At 67.8% G+C, this 23,411-nt stretch carries 18 protein-coding genes; 6 read left to right on the forward strand and 12 right to left on the reverse strand.

The annotated features are described in order from the left end of the window. Window positions 1-39: 39 nt before the first annotated feature. From OOZ63_RS05255 to OOZ63_RS05270, 4 genes are read right to left on the reverse strand one after another with little or no spacing between them, the layout of a single operon-like run. Window positions 40-3,123: an efflux RND transporter permease subunit gene (locus OOZ63_RS05255; RefSeq protein ID WP_266004709.1), complete on the reverse strand. Its 3,084-nt coding sequence runs from the start codon at window positions 3,121-3,123 to the stop codon at window positions 40-42. Continuing rightward, window positions 3,123-4,205 carry an efflux RND transporter periplasmic adaptor subunit gene (locus OOZ63_RS05260; RefSeq protein ID WP_266004361.1) on the reverse strand — a complete coding sequence of 361 codons (1,083 nt, stop codon included), beginning with the start codon at window positions 4,203-4,205 and terminating at the stop codon, window positions 3,123-3,125. The genes OOZ63_RS05255 and OOZ63_RS05260 overlap by 1 nt, the downstream gene beginning before the upstream one ends. Then, entirely contained in the window at window positions 4,202-5,632 is a 1,431-nt protein-coding gene (locus tag OOZ63_RS05265) for an efflux transporter outer membrane subunit (RefSeq protein WP_266004362.1), read from the reverse strand. The genes OOZ63_RS05260 and OOZ63_RS05265 overlap by 4 nt, the downstream gene beginning before the upstream one ends. A 3-nt stretch (window positions 5,633-5,635) precedes the next feature. Next, window positions 5,636-6,307, reverse strand: coding sequence for a CerR family C-terminal domain-containing protein (locus OOZ63_RS05270; protein WP_266004363.1), 672 nt, complete (start codon window positions 6,305-6,307; stop codon window positions 5,636-5,638). 162 nt (window positions 6,308-6,469) lie between these two features. On the opposite strand from OOZ63_RS05270, the gene OOZ63_RS05275 reads away from it, so the two are divergent. After that, the gene (locus OOZ63_RS05275) at window positions 6,470-6,664 is read left to right on the forward strand and encodes a hypothetical protein (protein ID WP_266004364.1); all 195 of its coding nucleotides are present in this window, start codon (window positions 6,470-6,472) and stop codon (window positions 6,662-6,664) included. 10 nt (window positions 6,665-6,674) lie between these two features. Beyond that, a complete protein-coding gene (locus OOZ63_RS05280; protein ID WP_266004365.1) occupies window positions 6,675-7,691 on the forward strand; it encodes an alpha/beta hydrolase family esterase in 1,017 nt (338 codons plus the stop codon). Between the two features lie 55 nt (window positions 7,692-7,746). Here OOZ63_RS05280 and OOZ63_RS05285 read toward each other — a convergent pair whose 3' ends face one another. The 8 genes from OOZ63_RS05285 to OOZ63_RS05320 form a co-directional block, all read right to left on the reverse strand. Beyond that, window positions 7,747-7,986 (reverse strand): hypothetical protein, encoded by a 240-nt coding sequence (locus OOZ63_RS05285; protein WP_266004366.1) that lies wholly within the window; start codon window positions 7,984-7,986, stop codon window positions 7,747-7,749. A gap of 110 nt (window positions 7,987-8,096) precedes the next feature. Beyond that, window positions 8,097-9,128 carry a GGDEF domain-containing protein gene (locus OOZ63_RS05290; protein WP_266004368.1) on the reverse strand — a complete coding sequence of 344 codons (1,032 nt, stop codon included), beginning with the start codon at window positions 9,126-9,128 and terminating at the stop codon, window positions 8,097-8,099. An 86-nt stretch (window positions 9,129-9,214) separates the two neighbouring features. Beyond that, a complete protein-coding gene (locus OOZ63_RS05295; protein ID WP_266004369.1) occupies window positions 9,215-15,016 on the reverse strand; it encodes an Hpt domain-containing protein in 5,802 nt (1,933 codons plus the stop codon). A 39-nt stretch (window positions 15,017-15,055) separates the two neighbouring features. Continuing rightward, window positions 15,056-17,329 carry a methyl-accepting chemotaxis protein gene (locus OOZ63_RS05300; protein WP_266004371.1) on the reverse strand — a complete coding sequence of 758 codons (2,274 nt, stop codon included), beginning with the start codon at window positions 17,327-17,329 and terminating at the stop codon, window positions 15,056-15,058. A gap of 49 nt (window positions 17,330-17,378) precedes the next feature. Then, window positions 17,379-17,900 carry a chemotaxis protein CheW gene (locus OOZ63_RS05305; protein ID WP_266004373.1) on the reverse strand — a complete coding sequence of 174 codons (522 nt, stop codon included), beginning with the start codon at window positions 17,898-17,900 and terminating at the stop codon, window positions 17,379-17,381. A 6-nt stretch (window positions 17,901-17,906) separates the two neighbouring features. Further along, window positions 17,907-18,272, reverse strand: coding sequence for a response regulator (locus OOZ63_RS05310; protein WP_137943167.1), 366 nt, complete (start codon window positions 18,270-18,272; stop codon window positions 17,907-17,909). A 50-nt stretch (window positions 18,273-18,322) separates the two neighbouring features. Then, window positions 18,323-18,706, reverse strand: a complete 384-nt coding sequence (locus tag OOZ63_RS05315; protein ID WP_266004375.1) for a response regulator — start codon at window positions 18,704-18,706, stop codon at window positions 18,323-18,325. Window positions 18,707-18,771: 65 nt separating this feature from the next. Beyond that, a complete protein-coding gene (locus tag OOZ63_RS05320) occupies window positions 18,772-18,924 on the reverse strand; it encodes a rubredoxin (protein WP_137943183.1) in 153 nt (50 codons plus the stop codon). 184 nt (window positions 18,925-19,108) lie between these two features. Between OOZ63_RS05320 and thiD the strand changes: the two genes are divergently transcribed. The 4 genes from thiD to mpl are packed head-to-tail and all read left to right on the forward strand — an operon-like array spanning window position 19,109 to window position 23,410. Then, window positions 19,109-20,059 (forward strand): bifunctional hydroxymethylpyrimidine kinase/phosphomethylpyrimidine kinase, encoded by a 951-nt coding sequence (gene thiD, locus OOZ63_RS05325; RefSeq protein WP_266004377.1) that lies wholly within the window; start codon window positions 19,109-19,111, stop codon window positions 20,057-20,059. A 31-nt stretch (window positions 20,060-20,090) separates the two neighbouring features. Beyond that, on the forward strand, window positions 20,091-21,377 hold the full coding sequence (gene hemL, locus OOZ63_RS05330; RefSeq protein ID WP_266004379.1) for a glutamate-1-semialdehyde 2,1-aminomutase: 1,287 nt from the start codon (window positions 20,091-20,093) through the stop codon (window positions 21,375-21,377). Window positions 21,378-21,387: 10 nt separating this feature from the next. Then, complete coding sequence (locus tag OOZ63_RS05335; protein WP_266004380.1) at window positions 21,388-22,041, forward strand: HAD family hydrolase; 654 nt, start codon at window positions 21,388-21,390, stop codon at window positions 22,039-22,041. A 1-nt stretch (window position 22,042) separates the two neighbouring features. Continuing rightward, window positions 22,043-23,410 carry a UDP-N-acetylmuramate:L-alanyl-gamma-D-glutamyl-meso-diaminopimelate ligase gene (gene mpl, locus OOZ63_RS05340; protein WP_266004382.1) on the forward strand — a complete coding sequence of 456 codons (1,368 nt, stop codon included), beginning with the start codon at window positions 22,043-22,045 and terminating at the stop codon, window positions 23,408-23,410. The last annotated feature ends 1 nt before the right edge of the window (window position 23,411 follow it).

Below are 23,411 nucleotides of genomic sequence, written 5' to 3' on the forward strand. Positions count from 1 at the left end.
GCTGCACACATGGCGGTCGCCGAGCGCCCGCTTGTGCGATCAGCGTGCCGGTGCGCTTTCCTGTCCGCCCCTGTGGTGCCGGCGCGGCCTCATCAGCTGCACCGCGTCGTCGACATAGGTGAAGATGATGGGAATCACCAGCAGGCTCAAAAAGGTCGAGGTGATCAGGCCGCCGATCACGACGATGGCCATCGGCGCACGAAAGCTCGGGTCGACCCCCCAGCCCAGCGCGATCGGCAGCATCCCGGCCCCCATCGCAATGGTCGTCATCACAATGGGCCGGGCGCGCTTGCGGCAGGCATCGAGAATCGCCTCGAAGCGCGGCAGGCCATGGTCGCGGCGCGCGATGATGACGTAGTCGACCAGCAGGATGGAGTTCTTCGTGGCGATGCCCATCAGCATGATCAGGCCGATCATCGAGGGCATGGACAGCGCGGTCTGGCTCAGATAGAGCGCCAGGAAGGCGCCGGGAATCGACAGCACCAGCGCAGCGAGAATGGTCAGCGGCTGGACGAAGTCCTTGAACAGCAGCACGAGCACCACGTAGATGCACAACACACCCGTCAGCATCGCCAGACCGAAGCTTTCGAACAGCTCGGCCATGGCCTCGGCATCGCCCACCGTGGTCTGGATCACACCCGGCGGCAGGCTTTGCAGGCTGGGCAGGGCCAGGGCCTGGCGCTCGACATCGCCCAGCGGCTGGCCATTGAGCTCGATCTCGATATTGATATTGCGCAGCCGATCGTATCGGTCGATTTGGGAGGGCCCGCTGTCCAGCGCCAGGCTGGCAACATTGCCCAGCGGCACCGGCCCATGGCTGCCCGGCACCGGCAGGCGGCTCAGATAGCCCAGGTCGGCGCGCGCATCGCTGCGCAGCCTGACCACCACCGGCACCTGGCGCTGCGCCAGGTTCAGCTTGGCCAGCTCTTGGTCGTAGTCACCGGCCGTGGCCACACGCAGGGTGTCGGCGATGGCAGCGGCGCTGACACCCAGATCGGCGGCGCGCGCGAAGTCGGGCCGCACGATCAGCTCGGGCCGGGTCAGGCTGGCGCTGGAGGTCACCGCGCCGATGCCGGGAATGCCGCGCAGCTCGCGCTCGACGATCTGTGCATGCTCGGCCAGCACCCGGCCGTCCTCGCCGGCCAGCACCAGCACGTACTTCTCGCTGGAGGCACCGAAGCCGACCTTGACCCGGGCGCCCGGGATAAGCTCGACCGCCTCGCGCAGCTGGGCCTCGATGGCCTGCTTGCTCAAGCCCGGCCGCTCGTCCCGGTGGGTCAGGTTCAGGGTGAGCGTGGCCTTGCCGACGCTGGAGGCCGAGCCCATCGCGAAGGGATCGGCGCCGGCGCTGCCGCCGCCGATGGCGGTGTAGATCAGCTTGACGTGGGGATTGGCCTGCACGATCTCGCGCGCCCGCTCGGCCAGCTCGGCGGTTTGCGCAAAGCTGCTGCCTGGAGGCAGGGTCAGGGTGACCTGGGTCTGGCTCAGGTCATCGGGCGGGATGAAGCCGGTCGGCAGCAGGCTGGCCAAGCCGAAGGAGCCGACGGTGAACACCAGCGTGGCCAGCAGCGTCTTGATGCGGTGCTGCAGGCACCAGCGGGCCCAGCTTGTGTAGCGCAGCAGCCAGCGCGGCTCGTGATGCTCGCCGCTGGGCGGCTTCAGGAGATAGGCCGCCATCATCGGCGTCAGCATTCGTGCCACCACCAGCGAGAAGAACACCGAGATTGCCGCCGTCCAGCCGAACTGCACAAAGAACTTGCCGGCAATGCCGCTCATGAAGGCGGTGGGCAAGAAGACTGCTATCAGCGTGAAGGTGGTCGCGACGACGGCCAGCCCGATCTCGTCGGCCGCCTCCATCGCCGCCTCGTAAGGCGTCTTGCCCATGCGCAGATGGCGCATGATGTTCTCGATCTCGACGATGGCGTCGTCGACCAGGATGCCCACCACCAGCGACAGCGACAGCAGGGTCACGGTGTTGACGGTAAAACCGAGGAAATACATCGCCGCAAAGGTCGGCACCACCGACAGCGGCAGCGCCGTCGCGGCGACGATGGTGGCGCGCCAGTCGCGCAGAAAAAACCAGACCACGACCACCGCCAGAAAGGCGCCCTCGTAGAGCAGCACCATCGAGCCGTCGTAGTTCTCCTGCACAGGATCGACGAAGTTGAAAGCCTCGACGATCTCAATCTCCGGGTGCTCAGCGCGCAGCGCTTGCAGCGCGCTCGCGACGCCGCGCGCCACCTCCACCTCGCCGGCGCCGCGCGTGCGAGTGATCTCGAAGCCCACCACCGGCTTACCGTTGAGCAGGGCCGCTGAGCGTTGCTCTGCCACCGTGTCCCTGACGCTGGCCAGTTGGTCCAGGCGCAGGCGCCGACCATCTGCCAGCGCAATGTCCATCGCCGCGAGCTCCTCGGCCGAGGCCACGGTGGCGATGGTGCGCACCGACTGCTCGGCGCCGCCGATATCGGAACGCCCGCCCGAGGCCTCCTGCTGGATCTGGCGCAACTGGCGCGAGACATCGGCGGCCGTGGCGTTGAGCGCCTGAAGCTTTACCGGATCCAGCTCGACCCTTACCTCGCGGCTGACCCCGCCGACCCGTCCGACCGCACCGACCCCGGGCACGGCCAACATGGCCTTGGCCACCTGGTTATCGACGAACCAGGACAGCGCTTCGTCGTCCATGCGGCTTGATGCCACCGTGTAAGTCAGGATGGGCGTGCCCGACAGCTCCAGCTTGGAGACGACCGGGTCGCGCATCTCGCCGGGCAGCTCGGAGCGCACCCGCGAGACCGCGTCGCGCACATCGTCCAGCGCCTCCTGCGTTGGCTTTTCCAGCCGGAACTCGGCCGTGATCGTGGCCATGCCGTCGCTCAGCGAGGTGTAGATGTGTTTGACGCCCTGCAGGGTTGCGATTTGGTTCTCGATCTTGCGCGCCACCTGCGATTCCAGCTGGGCCGGCGAGGCCCCCGGTAGCGCCGCACTGACCGTTACAGTGGGCAGGTCGATATCGGGGAAGTTCTGGATCTTCATCCAGCTAAAACCTGCCAGACCCAGGAGGGTCAGCATGATGAAGAGCAGGATGGCCGGGATCGGATTGCGGATCGACCAAGACGAGACATTCATCATGACTTGCTCCCGTCCACCACCCGCACCAGATCGCCGTCAGCCAAGAAGCCGACGCCGCTGGCAACCACCCGCTCGCCTGCCTTCAGCCCAGCCAGCAGCTCGATCTGGTCGCCCTGCCGGCGTCCTATGCTGACCTTGCTCTGCTGTACCCGACCCTCGGCGCCGACCTTGAATACGTAAGCAAAACCGTCGCGCAACTGCACGGCCGCCTGCGGCAGCGCCAGCGCCGGGCTGCGGCCCAAGAGGATGCGCCCGCGCACGAAGCTGCCGGCGCGCAAGGCGGCGTGAGGGCTCAGGTCGATATAGGCGAGGCCGTTGCGGCTTTGCACATCGACGGTCGGGCCGATCAGGCGCAGCCGGCCGCCCGCGCGCTGACCATCTGGCAGCTCGATCTCGACCTCGGCGCCCGGCGCGAGACGGGCCAGCTCGGCGCTTGGCAGCTCGGCGCGCCACTCGAGCCGGCTCTTGCGGATCAGCCGGAACAGCTCCTGGCCCGGCTGCGCCACCGCGCCGACGATGGCCGGCGCGGTGGCGATCAGGCCATCGTCGGGCGCGACGATGCGGGTCTGGGCCAGGCGCAGCTCGTCGCTGCGCACCTTGGCCTGGGCGGCCTCGAAGCGGGCCTTCGCCGCCTGTTCCTGTACCAGGTATTGCTGGGCCTGCTGGGCGCTCAGTGCGCCGCTGCCGCTGGCCTGCAGGCCGCGCACGCGCTCGGCATCGGCCTGGGCGCCGGCCAGTACGGCCTGGGCCTCGGCGGCGGCCGCGCGGCTGTGCGCCAGCTCGGCCTTCACCGTCTCGCTGGCCAGGCTGGCCAGCAGCTGGCCGCGCCGCACCCGATCGCCGACCTGGGCTCGCACCTCGGCCAGACGCAGCCCGGACAGCTCGGCGCTGACCACCGCCTCCTGCCAGGCGGTCACGGTTCCGCCGGCCTGCACGGCCTGGTCCCACTGCTGCGCGCTGGCAGTGACCAGCCTGACGCTGAGCGCCGGTTTGGCTTTTGCCGGTGTCTGGCTTGGCGCCGGGCCCGCTGCGATCAGCAGGGCCGCGGCCAACAGGCCGGTATTGAGTGCTTTGTTCACGATGTACTCCCTTGCTGCCAGCCACCGCCGCTGGCCTTGTAAAGCGCCACCCAGGCGGCGACCCGTTGTTCCTGTACCTGCACCAGGCTGGCCTGGGCATTCAGCGCAAGCCGGCGCGCGTCTTCGAGCTCGGCCGCGCTGGCCAGACCCTGACGCCAACGCTGCTGCGTACCCGCCAGTGAGCGCTCGTAGGCCAAGACGCTGGCCGCCACATGACTTTCGCGGGACTGGGCCGAATCGAGCCGCACCAGCGCCTCCTCGACCTCGCGAACCGCCTGCAGCAGCAGCCCGCGATGCGCCGCCAGCGCCTCCTCGTAGCGGCCCTGGGCCGCATCGATCTGGGCGCGCCGCGCGCCGCCGTCCAGCAGCGGCAGGCTCAGGCTCGGGCCCAGCGACCAGCCATTGCCGTCGTCGCGCGAGCCGGCCACTCGAAGCATGCCGATCGTGAGCGAGCCGCTCAGGCGCAGCTGTGGATAGCGCTCGGCCTCGGCCGCGCCGCGCTCGGCCCAAGCGGCCAGCACCAGGCGCTCGGACGCCGCCAAATCGGGTCGCTGGGCCAGCAGTTCGGCCGGCAGGCGAGGCAGCGCAAACAAGGCCGGGGCGGGCAGGCGGGCGGTGGCCGCGCTCAAGCGCTGGCGCAGCGCCACCTCGTCCGACACGGTCAGCGCCACCAGGCCCTTGACCGCCAGATCGCAGTCGGCTCGCTGGGCCAGGCTGCGGCTGCGTGCGTCGGCGGCCGCCCCCTCCAGCAGATCGGCGGCGGACGGCGCCTCAAAGCCGAACCGGGCCTTGTCGCGCGCCAGCAGTGCCAGTTGGCCCAGCGACTCGGCCTCGCGTTCACCGATGGCCAGCAGTTGCTCGCAGCTGCGCAGGCTCAGGTATTGCCGAGCCACTTCGGCTGCCAGGCTGACCCTGGCCTGGTGCCAGTCCAGCTCGCTGGCTGCGGCCCGTTCGCCGGCGGCCTGGGTCTGTTGACGCACGCGGGCAAACAGATCGACTTCCCAGCTCGCGTCCAGGCCCAGACTGGCCTGGCCGCGTGCAGGATCGTTCGAGGGCACGGCCGAGCGGGACCGCCCGGCACTGCCGGCCAGACCCAGCTGCGGCGCGCCGGCGCTGGCGCTGAGCCCGGCGGCAGCGCGCGCCTGGCCGATGCGGGCCAATGCCTGATCAAGGCCCGGGTTCGCGCCCTGGGACTGGACAATCAGCTCGGCCAGCAGCGGATCGTCAAAGCGCGCCCACCACTGGCGCAGCTGTTCGGGCCGGCCCTCATGGGGCAGCAGCGTGGGCATGGCGGCCTGCCAGGCCGGCGGCGTCGGCAGCTCCACGCGCGGCTCCGGCACGACGGCACAGCCACCGAGTGCAACAACGAGCAGGCACAGCGGCGCCAGACCGGCCCGCCTGGGCCGGTGCAACAAGGGGGAGTTCATGGGCTAGCTTCTTCCGTGGGTAGACAGGGGCGGCGGGGCCAGGCGCAGCAAGCGCTCCTGCTCCACCATGGCCGAGCCATAGGCCACCATGCGCGCAAGCACGCGCTCATAGGCGCCGGGGCCGTAGACGACGCCGGGGGCCAGCGCCTCCATATAGTCGGCCGACATCCAGTAGTCCTGCACAAGGGCCGTGAGCGCATGGGCCAGATGCTGCAGGCCCAGATCGGCCTCGGCCGCCCCGACGCGCAGACGCAGCATCTCGATCAGTGCCGCATGCTGGGGGCCGATGTGCTGGGCGCACAGCTCCTCGTAAGCCATGCTGGGTTCGAGCATCTCGCGGCCCAGCAGGCGCATCAACTGGGCCGCGCTGCCATCGGCCGAGCGCAGCGGCGCCAGCAAGGCCTGGTAGAAGCCGCGCAGCCAGTCCTGCAGCGGCACCTCGGCGTCGGGGGCCGGCACCTGGGCCAGCAGGTCGAGGATGGGCTGGACCAGGGCTTCACGGTACAGGCCCTGCTTGTCGCCGAAGTAATAGGAGATCGAGCCGATATTGACACCGGCGGCCTGGCAGATCTCGCGGGTGCTGGCCTTGTCAAAGCCCTTGTCCGCAAAGATGCGGGTGGCCTCGGCAAGCATGCGCTCGCGGGTACCGGGCAGGGAAGGGGCTGAGGTCGACATGCGGCCATCATATCAATTTAATCAATCGTTTGATTAATGACTCATGAAGACTTCAGGTTTGCCCGGACGCGGATGACAGAACCCAGCATACGGGTGGGTGTCCTACAGGCTTCGCCGGCCCGCGATGCTAGGGTCTACAAAGCAACCCCAAGGAGCCTCACCATGATTCTTCCACCCCCCAAGCTCCCCGCCACCAAGAAACCCTCCCCGCCGGACGAGCACGACGCACCGGCCGGCCGCATCGCCGGCCGGCCCAGCGCCCCGTTGCGCCAGGCCTTGCGGGACGTGCTGCGCGGCGTGCAGGACACCAGCCGCGCGACCGAAGCCCAGCGCAGCTACGTCAAGCTCAAACGCTGACGCCGCGAGCATGGCCAAACGCAAACCCGGCGCTGCCTGGACCCGGATGTGGCAGCAAGGCTGGTCGGCGCTGGCCCGCTCGAACCTGCGCGCCGGCGGGCAGGCCGTTGGCAAGGCCTTGAAGCCCGCGCTGAGCCGACGCAAGCGCCCGCCGGGCGATGGCGACTGGCTGGCCGGCGCCGTTATCGCTGCCACCGGGATGCGGCGCTATTGGCTTTACCGACCGCCGGGCCTGCAACTCAAGCCTGGCGAGCGCCTGCCTCTGCTGGTGATGCTGCACGGCTGCGGCCAGACCGCCCACAGCTTTGCCGCCAGCACCCGGATGAACCGGGTCGCCGCGCGCGAGGGTTTTCTGGTGCTTTATCCGGAGCAAGACCGGCTGGCCAACGCCCAGGGCTGCTGGAACTGGTTCGACACCCGCTCGGGCCGGGCCGACAACGAGGCCGCATTGATCCTGCAGGCGATCGACCAGGTCTGCCAGCTCTACCCGGCCGACCGCGAATGCGTCGCGCTGGCCGGACTGTCGGCCGGGGCCAGCATGGCGGCGCTGCTGGCAAGCCGGTATCCGGATCGCTTCAAGGCGGTGGTGATGCATTCGGGCATCCCGCCCGGCACGGCCGATTCCGGCCTGTCGGCGCTGGGCGCGATGCGGGGCCGGCGTGCCACCCAGCCCCTGCCGGTGTCGGCGCCCGCGCCGGCGGCCACCGCCTGGCCTGCGTTGCTGGTCATCCATGGCAGCCGCGACGCGGTGGTCGCGCCCAACAATGGGCGGGCCGCCGTGCAGGCCTGGGCCGATGCTGCGCACGCGCGCGCGGCGCAGCCGCGCACCGTGCGGCGAGGCAAGCGCTATCCGAGCACGGTGATCGACTTCAAGCGCGGCGCGGCGACCGTGGCCAGCTTGGTTGAGGTGGACGGACTCGGCCATGCCTGGAGCGGGGGGCAGGCCAGCCAGCCCTTCGGCGACGGCCAGGGCCCGGATGCTTCGCGCATGGTGTGGGCCTTCGCGGCCCGGCAGTTCCGTCGCTGAGCGGCCGTCTCGTATTCGCTTCATCGCGCATGCGGCCGGCCCCGACCTGCACCGCCTACAGCATAAAGCTGCGCTGATCGTCCGCCTGACCGCCATCCTGCCTTGCGAGCGACCGGCGCAGATTGCCCTCCCAGCCACACTGCAGCGAGCGACAGGCGTAGCGCCGCAACGGGACGACAGCGCTGAACCAAATGTCGCGCAGGCGGCGCGGGACGCGGTAGATATTGCCCTGGCATTGGGGGCAGCAGAGCATACGTGCGGCGCCGCCGGAATCTGGCTTGGGGGACTGGCTCATCGAAGGCTCCTTGGCTGTTCGCACAAGGCAACTATCCTGGCAAGCGAGCCGTCTTACTGTGCGCTGTCGCACATAGCGCCACAGCGCCACAACGCCGCTGTGGCGCTGGCTCAGAACAGTTCGACCGCGCTGAGCTTGGCCGGCTCCTGCATCAGCCCCATGGCCAGCAGGGCCGCATGGCTTTGCACCTGGTTGCGGCCGGCACTTTTGGCGTGATAGACCGCACGATCGGCCCGCTCGAAGGCGCTGGCCGGCGAGTCCTCGGGGCGCACAGGCGTGAAGCCGATGCTGACGGTGATGTGGCCGACCTGCGGAAACTGGTAGGCCTCGGTATTCAGGCGCAGGCGCTCGAAGGCCTGGGCGGCGTCGAGCTCGTCGGTGCAGCGCATCAGCACGACGAACTCCTCGCCCCCGAAGCGGTAGAGCAGGTCGTGGAAGCGAAAGGTGTTGCGCATCAGGCGCGACAGCAGCAGCAGCACCTCGTCGCCGATCAGGTGGCCGAAGCTATCGTTGACGCGCTTGAAATGGTCGATGTCGATCACGCCCAACCAGTAGCTCGGGCGCTGGCCCTCGTGGCGGCGGCCGTCGTCGGCCTGCTCGATCGCGCTGATGGGTGAGCCGTTACCGACTGCCTTCAGAAAGCTCTCATCGAAGGTCTTGCGGTTCAACAGGCCGGTCAGCGTGTCGCGCTCGCTGTAGTCCAGCAGGCCTTGGAAGTTGTGATAAATGCGTAGGATGCTGCCGACCAGGCGCTGGTCGGAGTTTTTCAGCTTCTCGCACGACTCGATCTCCAGCACTCCGACCACCTCGCGCTCGGTGGCGATCGGGAACAGGGTCAGCCAGTGCTCGCCCTCGCGTCGTTGCAGCACATGGCGCTCGTGCATGCAGTCGAGCCGGTCGGGGTGGGAATGGGCGCTGGGCAGGCGCTCGGCCCAGACCGAGTCGGCACTGGCCACCGCTGCATCGCCGACCAGGCGCGCGCGTGTCAGCCAGCGCTCCTGCCCAGCCTCGCCGACCAGTCGGAAGATGGCCACCGACAGAGGCTCGACCAGATCGCGCAGGGCCGAGACCAGAGTCACGTCCATCACGTCACGATCCCTGAATCCGGTCAACTCGGCAAGATGCTCAACGACTTCAGACATGGCGCCCGACTTAGACACGAACAAGGCGCCACAAAGGGCGCCTTGCCTTGTTCCATGATGCCCCGGATCTGGTCCAGGATCGGCTTCTACTGCGTCACCGCAATTTGCGACGAAGTGTATCTGCCTATCAGATCCAAAAGCAGCTCTTCGTCATAGGGCTTGCCCAGGTAGTGATCGACGCCCAGCTCCTGCGCGTAGTCCTTGTGCTTTTGAGCGATGCGCGAGGTGATCATGATCACCGGCAGGCCGGCCAGACGCGCATCGGCGCGCATATTGCGCACCAGGTCGAACCCGTCCATGCGCGGCATCTCGATGTCGGACAGCACCACCGCCGGTAGCTCGTCGCCTGACAGCTTCTCCATCGCATCCATGCCGTCCTTGGCCAGCTGCACGCGGTAGCCCTCGCGCTCGAGCAGACGCTGTGTGACGCGACGCACGGTCAGCGAGTCGTCCACCACCAGCACCAGCGGCGCCAGCACCTCCGGCGCGTCCAGCGGCGAGGCCGCGCTGACCGCCGCCTGCTGTGCATGGCTTTGCGCCGCAGCGCCGTACCAATGCGCCAGCGCCACGGGGTTGTAGATCAGCGCCACATCGCCCGAAGCCAGCAGGCTGATGCCGGCCAGGCCCGGCACACCGCTGAGCTGCGGGCCGAGGTTCTTGATCACCACTTCCTGGTTGCCCAGCACCTCGTCGACATGCAGCGCCATGCGCTGGTGGGCGCTCTTGATGAAGACCACCGGCAGAGTGCGGCCCAGCAGCACGCCCCGGCCGCTGTGATTCATCAGGCCGCCCAACCAGTAGAAGGGCAGCGCCGTGTCGCCCTGCTGCAGGCTGGCATCGGCATAGGCCTGCTCGACCGTGTCCAGCGGCAGGCGCTGCACCGACTCCATCAACGCGGCCGGCACCGCGACCTTGTGCTCACCATAGCGCAACAGCACGACCTGGGTCAGCGCCGTCGTCAGCGGCACGTGCAGATCGAAGCCCGCGCCCTGCCCTGGCGTCGAATGGATGTCGACATAGCCGCCCAGGGTGCTGACCTCGGCCCGCACCACATCCATGCCGACACCGCGACCCGCCAGCTCGGTGACCTGGCTGGCGGTCGAGAAGCCCGGCGCGAAGATCAGCTCCATGAGCGCGCTGTCTTCCAGCTCCGCCCCTTGAGAGACCAGCCCCAGCATCTCGCCGCGCTCGCGGATCCGTGCGAGGTTCAGGCCGGCGCCGTCATCGCTGAAGGCCAGCAGCACCTCGTTGCCCTCCTGGGCCAGGCGCAGCGTGATCGTGCCGCTCTCGGGCTTGCCGGCGGCGACGCGCGCCTCGGGCGTCTCGATCCCGTGGCTGAGGCTGTTGCGCAGCAGGTGTTCGAAGGCGCCGGTCAGGCGCTCCAGCATGCTGCGGTCCAACTCGATATGGCCGCCCACAATCGTCAAAGTGGCCTGCTTGCCCGACTCGCGCGCCGCCTGGCGCACCACGCGGTGCAGACGTTCGGCCAGACTGGAATCGAACTCGACCATGCGGGTGCGCAGCAGATCGTCTTGCAGCTCGCGTGTCAGCCGCGACTGACCGGCCAGTTCGTCCTCGCCGAGCTGCACATTGCGCTGTAAAGATCGCTGCACAGTCGCCACGTCGTTGACCGACTCGGCCAGCATGCGGGTAAGTTCCTGGAAGCGGGTGTAGCGATCAAACTCGAGCGGATCGAAGTCGCGCCCGGCCAGCTTGGCCGCCTCCTGCTGCGAGCCCATCTGGCCCTCGGCCTGCACCTCCAGCTCGCGCAGCTGGCTGCGCAGACGGTCCAGGTTGTCGTCCAGATCGAGCAGCGCGCTCTTCATCTGGGCCAGCTCGGACTCCAGACGCGCGCGCCGGATGCTGACCTCACCGGCCTGGGTGGCCATGCGTTCGAGCAGTGCGCCGCGAACCCGCACCAGCGGCTGCGCCGACACGGCTGTGGCCTCCTCGGCTGCGGCCTGCACGCCCCGACCAAAGCGCGACCAGTCGATCTGCGGGCCGGCATCGAGCGCCAGCGGCTCCTCGGCCACCAAGGCCGAGTCCTCGGGCATGGCAGCCACGGGAACCACGTCGACCGGCTCGACTGGCGGCACCGGCACCGGCACCGGGGCCGGCTCTTTCGCTTGGGCCTCGGCAGGCCCTTGCTTGAGCCGGTGGCGCAACTGCTCGAAGCTGGCTTCCAACGCGTCGGCCTGCGACTGCAGCTCGCGCAGATCGCCGCCGTCCAGCTCGGGACGGCCCAGCAGGGACTCGACACTGGACTCGAGCTTGTGGGCCTGTTCGCCCAGCCCCATCGCGCCGCTCAGGCGCGCACCGCCCTTGAACGTATGCAGCGAACGCATGCAGGCATCGGCCCGGGCGCGGCTTTGCGGGCTGGCCAGCCAGTCGCGCAGGCTGGCATGCAACTGCTCCAGCAGGTCCTGGGCCTCTTCCTCGAAAATCGGGAACAGTTCGGTATCGATGTCGTCGGGCTGTCCGCCGACAAAGCCGGCTTCGTCCTTGGCGGCCAGCTCGGCGCGGACCGCGAAGTCCTGAAGCGCCGGCTCCGGCATCTCCAGGTCCATGGGCTCAGACTCGACAGGCAGGACCGGCGCCGGCTGATAGTCATGCAGCCGAGGCAGCAGATCGCCCTCGACAGTTTTGAGGAAGCCGGCGGCGAACTGGTGCAGGAGGCGGCGCAGATCGTCGGCCGCACCGACGAAGAGCTCGGCATCCTGCACCTCGTAGGAGCCCGCCTGGGCGGCGCGGCCCAGCGCATGCTCCAGCGCACGCGCCAGCGCGGACAGGTCCTCGAAGCCGACGGTGGCCGCATTGCCGGCCAATGCATGGGCGAGCGCCTCTGCGTCAGCCGGAACTGGCACGGCCAGCTCCAGCGCCCACTCGGCCAAGATCGTCGAGAGCCGGCGCGACAGCTCGTCGGCCTCGTTGAGGAATATGTTGAACAGGGTGATGCTGATGCGCAGCGGACCGATGACCTTGACGCTGTCCTCGGCCTCGATCTCTTCGATCGGCTCGGGCTCGACGGGCGGCACCAACTCCAGCAGCGGCGCCGCGGCGGAATGCAGCGGCGGCTCGACCTCTGGCTCGGGTTCGCCCAGATCCAGGCGCAGCTCAAACTCGGGCAGTTCGAACTCGGGCAGCTCTAATTCCGGCGCCGCATCGGCGCTCGACTCCGTTGGCGGCAGCAGATCAAGCACAAAGCCGGCATCGTCGGCGGACACCTCGGGCACGGGCAGGGTCTCCTGCTCGGGCAAAGCTTCCGCTTCCAGTTCGGACTCGGGCTCAACCGACGGCGGCAGCGCCGGCTCGACCACCGCCTGGGATAGCGGCTCGGGCTCGCTGCTCAGCGGCACCGCACCCGAGCTCGGCCAGTCCAGCGGCAGCACGCGACCTTCCAGGCGCAGCGCATCGGCGCTGTTGCGAAGGCCGTCGGGCTGATGCGGGCCGGGCCGGCGGCTGGTGATCGCTTCACACCAGTCCGCCAGATAGTCCAGCGCCTCAGCGGTGAAAGCCAGCAGTGCCGGGTCGGCGCCGGTCTGCTCGCCGATGCGGGTGTTGTAGAGCTGTTCGCAGGCCCAGGCACCTTCGCCGAAAGCGTTCAACCCGACCATGCGCGAGCTGCCCTTAAGCGTGTGGAAGGCGCGTCGCACCGTGGTCAGCTGCTCGAGGTTGTGGTGATCCTGCTCCAGCAATGCCAGCGCCTCGCGGGCATTGGCGATCACCTCCTCGGCTTCCTCCAGGAAGATGGGCAACATGTCCTCGTCGAGCTGCAGTGACGCGCTCACCGGCGCGGCGACCGGCGCGGCTGCGGGCGCATGCGCTTCGAGGAACTGGTTGAGCGATTGCGCGGCCTGGGCCAGCGCGGTGTCGAGCTCTTCGTCAGCCACCGGGGCCAGGTCTTGCGCCGACGGGTCCAGCGGCAGCGGCAGGGTCGGCAGGGCCTCGTCGAGCAGGCGCTGGGCCGATTGCGCGGCATGGGCAAGGCCCGGCTCGTCAGCGGCGCGGGCCTGCTGCGACAGCCGCTCGAGATCGCGCGCCAACTCCTCGGCTGGGCGCTCGCCATCGGCCGCGGCCTGGGCCGCCGCTTGCACCTGGCTCAGAAGGCTGGGTTCGGCAGCGCCGTCCAGCGGCGGCAGGCTGACTGCATCGCTGCGCCGGCCCATCACCGCATCGAGCCGGCCCGATGCCTCGTCGAAATGGAACATGCGCTTGGCCAGCTGTGGCTGGACGCTGAGCATGTCGATCATGAATCCCAGCGCACCCAGATTGTTGGCCAAGCGCTCGAACAGCTCGCGTGGGCCGGCCAACTCGGGATCGACCTCGGTATTGGCCAGCGCATCGACCTCGTCTCGCATGCGCACGGTGGCCTGGGCCGCCTGGTCCAGGCCCAGCACGGTCAGCACGCCGCGCATGGTCTGCAGCTGGCCCGGCACCGGGATCAGCACTTGACGCTGGCTTGGGTTGCGGAAGTACTCGTCGGCCAAGCGCTCGACCTCGGACAGGCTGGCGCGCAACTCGTGCACGACGCTGCCCAGGGTCTGGCGATCCGAGACACGGCGGTACAGATCCTCCATCCAGGCTTCCAGCGGCGCCGGCGGCTCGCCATGCGAGACCGCCTCGACCCGCTGCGCCAGACGGCGCACGCGTTCGGCCTGCTCGGGCTGGTCGAAGGCTGCGTCGTCCAGCGCCGCCTCGACGTAAAGCAGGCCGGTGGCCACCTCCATCGCAAGATCGGGCTTGGGCGGCTGGTTGGAACGCAAGGTCGCAACGACCGCGCGCTGCAGCGTCTCGCCCAACACCTCGCCGCTGGGGAAGAGTCGGCTCAGCGACTCGTTGAGCCCGGCAAACTGCTCGTCAAGGCCGGCCAGCCGGTGGGTCTCGCCCTCGGCCGCAGAGGACCAACTTTCCTTGGCCTGGCTGACACGCCGGCGCGCCTGCGCAACCCAGGCCGGGTCGATGCGACCCAGCGAATCGTCCTCGTAATCCCCGGCGGACTCGTCGCCCAGGCCGTAGACCTCGCGCACCGCCATCAGCCGCACAGCGGCGGGCTCGGGGCGTGCCTGGGCGCAGAAAAACAGAAGATCATGCGCCAGGCGCTGCGAGGCCGCCGCGCCGCCGGCACGCAACTGCGACAGCAGGCGCGAGCCCAGCCGCTTCGCATAGGTGTCCGGGTTCAGCAGACCCAGGGCCTGGGCCTGGTACTGAGCCGCCGCCAACTGCCACAAGGTCCGAGCCTGTGCTCCGGCGAGTCCGGCCGCCAGTCCGGCGCAAAGATCGCTGAGCAGGCTCGCATGCTCGGGCCGTGGTGAGCGCATCTGCTTGAGCAAGGTGGCCTCGAAGGCGCGGCGCACGGCCTCCGGTGCCAGCGGCTTGGCCACCGGGTCGACGGGCAGATCGCGCCAGGCGAACTCCTGTGGCCACAGATCGGCAGGGTGGATGCGCTCGGCGCCGTTGAGCGTTTGCAGCTCGCGGTAAGGCGGGAACAGCGCGAGGCTGGAGGTCTTGTTGCCGGCCAGCAGACGGGCCACAAAAGACAGCAGCGCGAAGTCGGCACGCTCGATGATCTCGACCGTCGGCAGATCGATGTTCAGCGGCTGCTGGGCCAGATTCTGCACCGCCGTCTCGGCAGCGCGTAGCACCGCGGCGCCGCCGGGCAGGCCCACCAGCACCAGCACGCCGGCGACCTGGTGCAACTGGGCGGCGGCCGCCAGCAGCGGCGGGCTGGCCGGCGCATCGATGCCCAGCACCGAGGCGCGGCCATCGGCTTCGCGCAAGAAGCGGCGCAGCGTCTTGTGAACCGACTCCAGCGAGCGGCGCAGCTCTTCCTGCACCCAGGCCAGCGGGCTGAGATCGGGCGGAAACTCGGAATCGCGCGGGAGGTCCATGCTTGCCTTGTCGTCTATGCTGGGGCGGCGCTCAGGCGCTCAACCAATCTTGAAGCGGGACACCGAAGCGCGCAGGGCCTCGGCCGAGCGCGACAGCTCATGCACCATCTGGGCCGTCGAGCGCGTACCCTCGCCGGTCTGTTCGGTCACGGCAAAGATGTGTTGGATGTTGGCGGCAACCTCGTTGGCGGCACGGGCCTCGCTGAGCGCCTGCGTCGAGATCTGCGCGATCAGTTGGTCCAGGCGGCGCGACACGGTGTCGATTTCTTCCAGCGCGCTACCGGCCGCATCCGAGAGTTTCGTCCCCTGCACCACACCGACGGTAGAGCGTTCCATCGCGGCCACCGCATCTTGGGTGTCGGTCTGAATGGTCTTGACCAGCGCGGCAATCCGGCGAGTCGCATCGCCGGAGCGCTCGGCCAGGCGCTGCACCTCCTCGGCCACCACGGAGAAACCGCGACCGGCCTCGCCGGCCGAGGCGGCCTGGATGGCGGCGTTCAACGCCAGCACATTGGTTTGCTCGGTAATGTCCGAGATCAACTCGGTGATCTCGCCAATCTCCTGCGAGCTTTCGCCCAGGCGCTTGATGCGTTTGGAGGTTTCTTGGATCGACTCTCGGATCGAGTTCATACCGCCGATATTGTTCTGCACCGCCTCGCGGCCGGTCTCAGCCGCCTGGCGCGACTGGCGCGCCACCTCGGCGGTCTGCTGGGCCTGGGCGCTCACCTCATTGATGCGACCGGCCATCTGCAGCACGGCCTCGCCGGTGGCGCGGATCTCGTGCAGCTGTTCGGTCGAGGCGGCCAGCAGCTCGGTCGACGTCTGGTCGACCTGGCCGGTGGTGTCGGTCACCCGGGCGGCCGTGCTCTGCACCTGGCTGACCAGGCTGCGCAGCTCTTCCACCGTGTAATTCACCGAGTCGGCGATCGCGCCGGTGATGTCCTCGGTCACGGTCGCCTGTTGGGTCAGATCACCCTCAGCCACCGCCTGCAGCTCGTTCATCAAACGCAAAATCGCTGCCTGGTTGGCATCGTTGACGCGCTTGGCTTCCTGTTCCTGAGCCTCGGCCTCGCGCTTTTGCGCCTCCGCCATCGCCGCGCGCTGGGCCTGACCGGACACATAGAGCCGCAGAAAACCGAGCGCGCCGACGACCAGCGCGGCCAAGGAGGCCAGCAGCAGCAGGCCGCTCCACCAGGTGATGCCACCGCCGCCCTCCAGCTCGGCGGCGATCTGCTCCAGGCTGCGACGCACCGGCTCACTATCGGCCAGGATGCTGGACTGGGCCTCGCGGGCCGACACCAGGCCCTGGAGATTCGACAGAATCGCGGCGGCCTGGGTGCGGGTGTCCTCGTACTGCTTGAGCAGGGTGTTCAGACGTTCACGCAACTCCGGGTCGCGGGCGCCGGGTAGGCGCAGCTCGGGGTTGCCCTTGAGCAGACCCTCAGTGATTTCCTTGAAGGTATTCAGGTCCTTGCCGAGCAGGAACACCGCCTCTGGGCTGACGCCTTCTTGGGTCAAGAACTCGTTAGCGCTCTTGCCGATGCGCTGGGTCAGCATCACTAACTGGCCCACGGCCGAGATCTCCCCCAGCGAAGCGCCCTGCTGCAGCGACAGCGAGGCGACTGCTTCGGCGCTCTCCAGCAGGTCAGAACTCTGGCGATTGATGCTGCGCAAGGCCTGGCCCACCTGGGTCAGCACCTTCTCCTGGGCCAGCACCACCTTGCCGTTCTTGTCGGCCCGGATGATCAGCGGCTCGACCTGATCCAGTCCTTGCTGGACCGCCACCTGGCCTTGGGCGCCCTCGCGCAACTGGGGCACGATGCCGGTCAGCACGCCGACGCTCTCGCGCAGCTCGCCGAAGGCCGCTGCATTGCCGACCAGGGCCGACGACACGGACTTGGCCATGCGTTGCGACTGCATCAGAGCCTGGCCGGTGGCGCGCACCTGGGCGGAGGTGCGATTGGCGTTGACCAGAATCAGACTGACGCTGGCCGCCGTGCCGATCAGGCCGAAGGCCACCAGCGCCGTCAGCAGGGCCTGGCGCCCGCCCTTGGCGGCCGGAGTGAACGCCGCCGCAGCGCCGCCTTCAGCCGCGACGGTGCTGGCAAAAGCGCTGCTGGTCTCGGGGAACTCGGTGCCGGCCATCTCGGTCGGCACCGCCTCGGAAATGATGGAGGACTCGGAGCGCGGCGGCTCGCTGAGCGGCCCGCTGATCGTGCCCACAGGCATGGCAGCCGAGTGCGAAGATCCGGCTGACGCGCCAGCGGCGTCCTCGGTCTTGCCCAGATTCTTGATTTTGTCCAGGAAGCTCATCTCACCCTCGTGAAGTCGGTGGTTGACAGCGGCCGCTCAAGCGGAACGCTCAGGCCACAATCCGAAGAAACTGCTCGTGTCTGGCCAGCGCTTCCAGGTCTATCACCTGCCAACGACGGCCCTCTTGATCGCGCATCAGCCCGCCCGCAAAACGCGGCCGCGGCGTCGCCTCATCGGGTGTCTCGGCCTGCATCGCGCCGCGCAGGCCCAACAGGCGGTCGACCATCAGCGCGCAGTTGATGCCAAGATCGGGGTTGATTGCGATCAGCCGCGCCCCTTCCGAGCGGGTTACCGCAGCCGCCTCGCGCAGGCCCAAAAAGGCCGCCAAATCGACCACCGTGTGCAGCCCACCGCGCAGGTTGGCCACGCCCAGCAGCCAGGGCTGGGCATAGGGAACGGTCTGCAACGGCACCGGCGTGAAGATCTCGGAGGCCTGCAGCAGCGAGAACAGCAGCGGCATGCCGGCGCACTCGACCGCCAGCCAGCTCGCCTGCTGCGGCTGCTCGCGCGCGGCCTGCATGCGCTGCGCGAGGCGTTGCTGGAGTTCGCGCAGGGCTTGCTTATTGCTCATACGCGTTCAACCGAGCGCTTTGATCTTGGCCAGCAATTCCTCTGACTTGACCGGCTTGACCACATAGTCACGCGCACCCTGGCGCATGCCCCAGACCTTGTCGGTCTCCTGATTCTTGCTGGTACACATGATCACCGGCACATCGGCGAAACGCTCGTCGCGGGTGATCGCGCGGGTCAGCTGGAAGCCGTTTTGGCCCGGCATCACAACATCCATCAGGATCAGATCGGGTTTTTCCTCGGCCAGGCGCTTCATCGCCTCCTCGCCGTTCTCGGCGGTGCGCACCTCGTAACCGCGCTTGAGCAGCATCTCGCTGAGATGGTGCAACTCGGTCTTGGAATCATCCACCAGCAATATCTTTTGGATAGGCATCTCGTGCTCCTCGCGCTGCCTCTAAAGGGCATCCCTGTGGATTGAAGAAGTCAGCCGGCGCGGCGGTGCTGCTGCACCGCCTGCAAAAGCTGATCCTTGGTGAAGGGTTTGGTCAGATAGTCCTGCGAGCCCACCATGCGGCCTCGCGCCTTGTCGAACAGGCCGTCCTTGCTCGACAGCATGATGACAGGCACGCCGGCAAACAAGGGATTGCGCTTGATGATGGCACAGGTCTGGTAGCCATCCAGGCGCGGCATCAGGATGTCGCAGAACACCAGATCGGGCTGGTAGTCGCTGAGCTTGGACAACGCGTCAAAGCCATCTTCGGCCAGCACCACCTGATGGCCGGCCTGCTTCAGAAAAATCTCGGCGCTGCGACGTATCGTGTTGCTGTCATCGATGACCAGCACCTTGGAGATAACGCCCGCGTTCATGCCTGCCGGTGCCTGCGAGTCCAATGGAATTCTCCTAAAGCGAGGCCATGCCGTCGATCAACCAATCAGATACGCACCATCTCGAAGTCTTCTTTGCGAGCACCGCATTCGGGGCAGGTCCAATTCATGTCCACATCGGCCCAGGCGGTGCCCGGCGCGATGCCATGCTCCGGATCACCCGTGGCTTCGTCATAGATCCAGCCACAGATCAGGCACATCCAGGTACTTGCTTCGGTCACGGTGGGATCGCTTGCTCACTACAATGCGAAGATTGTAGCCAGCCCGACTTTGCCCCCCATGGGCAGAGTAGGCACGGATGCAACAGCCATTTCGATGCTTAGCGGTGCTTAGTCACGCATTGTTTGGGTCCCTGGTAACAGGACCTTTCATCCCTTCCTGACCATGAGCACAGCAGACTTCCCCACCGACCCCGCCCTGCCCCCCGAAGAGCAAGAATCCCCAGCACCGGCCTGCGTGATGAGCTTCAACGCCAGCGAGCCCAGCGGCGCCAGCGGCCTGGCCGGCGACATCGCCACCATTGCCGCGATGGGCGCGCATGCGCTGCCGGTCGTCACCGCGATCTTGCTGCGCGACACCGCCGAGGTGTTCGATCAGCATGTGCTGGACAGCGACACGGTGGTCGAGCAGGCACGCAGCATCCTGGAGGACGTCACGATCACGGCCTGGAAGGTCGGCTTCCTCGGTAGTGCCGAAGGTGTCAGCGCGGTGGCCGAGATTCTCAGTGATTACCCTGATGTTCCGCTGGTCGCCTATCTACCTGCCATCTCCTGGCTAGACGAGGAGCAGCAGCAGAGCTATCTGGATGCCTTGCGCGAGCTGGTGCTGCCGCAGACCCATGTGCTGGTCGGTAACCACAAGACCCTGACCGATTTTCTTCTGCCCGACTGGGACGCCGACCGCCCTGCCTCGCCGCGCGAGCTGGCCGTTGCCGCCAACCAGCACGGCGCCGAGCATGTACTGGTGACGGGCATCACCTTGCCCAACCAGTTCATCGACAATGTGCTGGCCAATGCCCAGGGCCCCATCACCGGCGAGAAGTTCGAGCGCTTCGAGGTCAATTTCATCGGCGCCGGCGACACCTTGTCGGCCGCCATCGCCGCGCTGCTGTCGGTCGGTGCCGAAGTGCACAGCGCCGTGGCCGAGGCCCTTTCCTTCCTGGACCAGTCACTCGATGCGGGCTTTAGACCCGGCATGGGTAACGTGCTGCCGGACCGCTTCTTCTGGGCCCTGCCGCCCGAGGACGAGGACGGCGCCGAAGCCACCCTGATCGACCCGCTGGAACCCCTGGTGGCCGACGAGCCCCCGGGCCGGCCGCCCCGTCGCATGCATTGAAGGCATGCTCCGCCCCCCTGTCTTCCCGATCATGACCACGAATCAAGACCTGTTCGAGCGCTCGCAGCGCGTCATTCCCGGCGGCGTCAACTCGCCGGTGCGCGCTTTTCGCGCCGTCGGCGGCACGCCGCGCTTTATCAAGCGCGGCGATGGTGCCTATATTCTTGATGCCGAGGGCCGACGCTATATCGACTACATCGGCTCCTGGGGCCCGATGATCCTGGGCCACGGCCACCCGGCTGTGCTGGACGCGGTGCTGAGCGCGGCGCGCGAAGGTTTCTCTTTCGGTGCGCCAACCGAGCGCGAACTCGAGCTGGCCGAAGAGATTCTGAAGCTGGTGCCCAGCATGGAGCAGGTGCGCCTGGTCAGCTCCGGCACCGAGGCGACGATGAGCGCGATCCGGCTGGCGCGCGGCGCCACCGGCCGCAGCAAGTTCATCAAGTTCGAGGGCTGCTACCACGGCCACACCGACGCGCTGCTGGTCAAGGCGGGGTCGGGTCTTGCCACCTTCGGCCACCCGACCAGTGCGGGCGTGCCGGCAGAGGTGGCCCAGCACACGTTGGTGCTGGAGTACAACAACCTCGCCCAGCTCGAAGAGGCCTTCGCACTGCACGGGCCCGAGCTGGCGTGTGTGATCGTCGAGCCGATTGCCGGCAATATGAACTTCGTGCGCGCCAGCATCCCTTTCATGACCCGCATGCGCGAGCTGTGCTCGGCCCATGGCGCGCTGCTGGTGTTCGACGAAGTGATGACGGGCTTTCGCGTGGGCCTGAGCAGCGCGCAAGGCCACTACGCGGGCCTGATTCCGGGCTTCAAGCCCGATATCAGCGTGTTCGGGAAGGTCATCGGCGGCGGCATGCCGCTGGCCGCTTTCGGTGCCAGTCGCGACATCATGAAGCACCTCGCCCCACTGGGCGGCGTCTATCAGGCGGGCACCTTGAGCGGCAACCCGGTCGCTACCGCCTGCGGCCTGGCGACCTTGCGAGAGATCCAGAAGCCTGGCTTTTTCGACGCGCTGACCGCGCGCACCCGCAGCTTGGTAGACGGCCTGGTGGCCGTGGCCAAAGACAACGGCGTGCCCTTCAGCGCCGATTGCCAGGGCGGCATGTTCGGCTTCTTCCTCATGCACGAGCTGCCGCAGAATTACGCCACTGTCATGACGACCGACAAGGAGCGCTTCAACCGCTTCTTCCACGGCATGCTGGAGGCCGGCGTCTACCTGGCTCCCGCGCTGTATGAAGCCGGCTTCGTCAGCGGCGCGCACAGCGCGGCCGATATCGATGCCACGCTGGACGCCGCCCGCAGCGCCCTGCGCTGAAATGGCAATCATGGCCCGCCGCTTCGATGCGGTGATCTTCGACATGGACGGCCTGCTACTCGACTCCGAGCGACCGATCCGCGATGCCTGGCTGCGGCTGTCCTCGCTGACCGAGGCCGACTACCTGCTGACCGTTGGCCGAAACCGGCAGGACAGCCTGGCCGTGCTAAGCGAGAAGCTGGGCAGCGTTGTCGAGGCAGAACGCGTCTATGCGGCGGTCGATGCCGAGATCGCAGTGCAGTTCCGTGACCGAGGTTTCGAGCTCATGCCCGGCGCGCTGGCTCTGCTGCAGCGGCTGCAGAGCCTGGGCGTGCCGCTCGCCGTGGCCTCGTCGACCCGCCATGCCAAGGTGCTAGAACGGCTTGATGCCGCCGGGATCCGCACATTCTTCGGCCCCATCCATGGCGGCGATCAAGTGGCGCGCGGCAAGCCTCATCCGGACCTGTTCGAGCTGGCCGCGCTCAGCCTTGGCATCCATCCTGCTAAGGCCCTGGTGTTCGAGGACTCAAGCTACGGCGCCCAGGGGGCTCTGACGGCGGGCATGGGCGTGGTCCTGGTACCCGACCTGAAGCAACCCGACCCGGCTATCGCCCCGCAGTGCCTGGTGCTAGGCTCCCTGAACGAGGTCCCGCCCCGCCTGCCCTCCTGGTTTAGAGACACCTGATATGCATATCCACATCCTCGGCATCTGCGGCACCTTCATGGGCGGCCTGGCCGCGCTGGCCCGAGAGGCCGGCCACAAGGTGACCGGCTGCGACGCCAATGTCTACCCGCCGATGTCCGATCAGTTGCAGGCTTTAGGCATCGAGCTGATACAGGGCTTTGGCGCCGACCAGCTGACGCTCAAACCCGATTTGTTCGTGATCGGCAATGTCGTGACGCGCTCGTCGGAAGGCCGCTTTGCGCTGATGGAAGCTATCCTCGACGCCGGTCTGCCCTACACCTCGGGTCCGCAGTGGCTGGCCGAGCATGTCTTGCAGGGCCGCCATGTGCTGGCCGTGGCAGGCACGCATGGCAAGACCACGACCACCGCGATGCTGGCCTGGATTCTTGAGCAGACCGGACTGGAGCCGGGTTTTCTTGTCGGTGGCGTACCGCTGAATTTCGGCGTCTCAGCCCGGCTCGGCAAGGGCAAGCCTTTCGTCATCGAAGCCGACGAGTACGACACCGCGTTCTTCGACAAGCGCAGCAAGTTCGTCCACTACCGGCCGCGCACCGCGATCCTGAACAATCTCGAGCACGATCACGCCGACATATTCCCCGACCTGGCTGCGATCGAGACCCAGTTCCATCACCTGGTGCGCACCGTGCCGCCGAGTGGCCGACTCGTCGTCAACGCCCGCGAGGAGGCGCTCAAGCGCGTGCTCAGCCGTGGCTGCTGGAGCGAGGTGCAGCGCTTCGGTGCACGCAAGGAAGAACCCGGCGCGCTGCGCGCCCGCGGCGAGCCGCAAGCCTTCGACGTGCTGCGCGGCAGCCTGAAGGTTGCCAGAGTGGAATGGGCGCTCAGCGGCGAGCACAACCAGCTCAATGCACTGGCCGCAATCGCCGCCGCCGAGCATCTGGCCGTGCCGCCCGAGCAGTCGGCCGCAGCGCTGGCGAGCTTCCAGAACGTGCGCCGACGGCTGGAATTGCGCGGCGAGGCCGCCGGCGTCAGGGTCTACGACGACTTCGCCCACCACCCGACCGCCATCCACACCACCGTCAACGGCCTGCGCCGCCGCATCGCGCCGAGCGAGCGCATTCTGGCCGTGTTCGAGCCGCGCTCCAACACGATGAAACTGGGCACGATGAAGGCACAGCTGCCCTGGTCACTGGAAGAGGCCGATATCAGCTTCTGCCATCAGGGCAGCGTCGACTGGGACGCCAAGGAAGTGCTGGCACCGATGGGCGGGCAGGCCCAGGTCTGCGCGGACATCGATGCGCTGGTAGCCGCCGTCGCCCGGGCGGCCAAGCCCGGCGACCATGTACTGTGCATGAGCAATGGCGGCTTCGGCGGCATCCACGACAAGCTGCTCAAGGCGCTGGCCAAATGAG

The sequence above is a fragment of the Paucibacter sp. PLA-PC-4 genome (genome assembly GCF_026241155.1).
In the GTDB taxonomy this organism is placed as follows: domain Bacteria; phylum Pseudomonadota; class Gammaproteobacteria; order Burkholderiales; family Burkholderiaceae_C; genus Roseateles_E.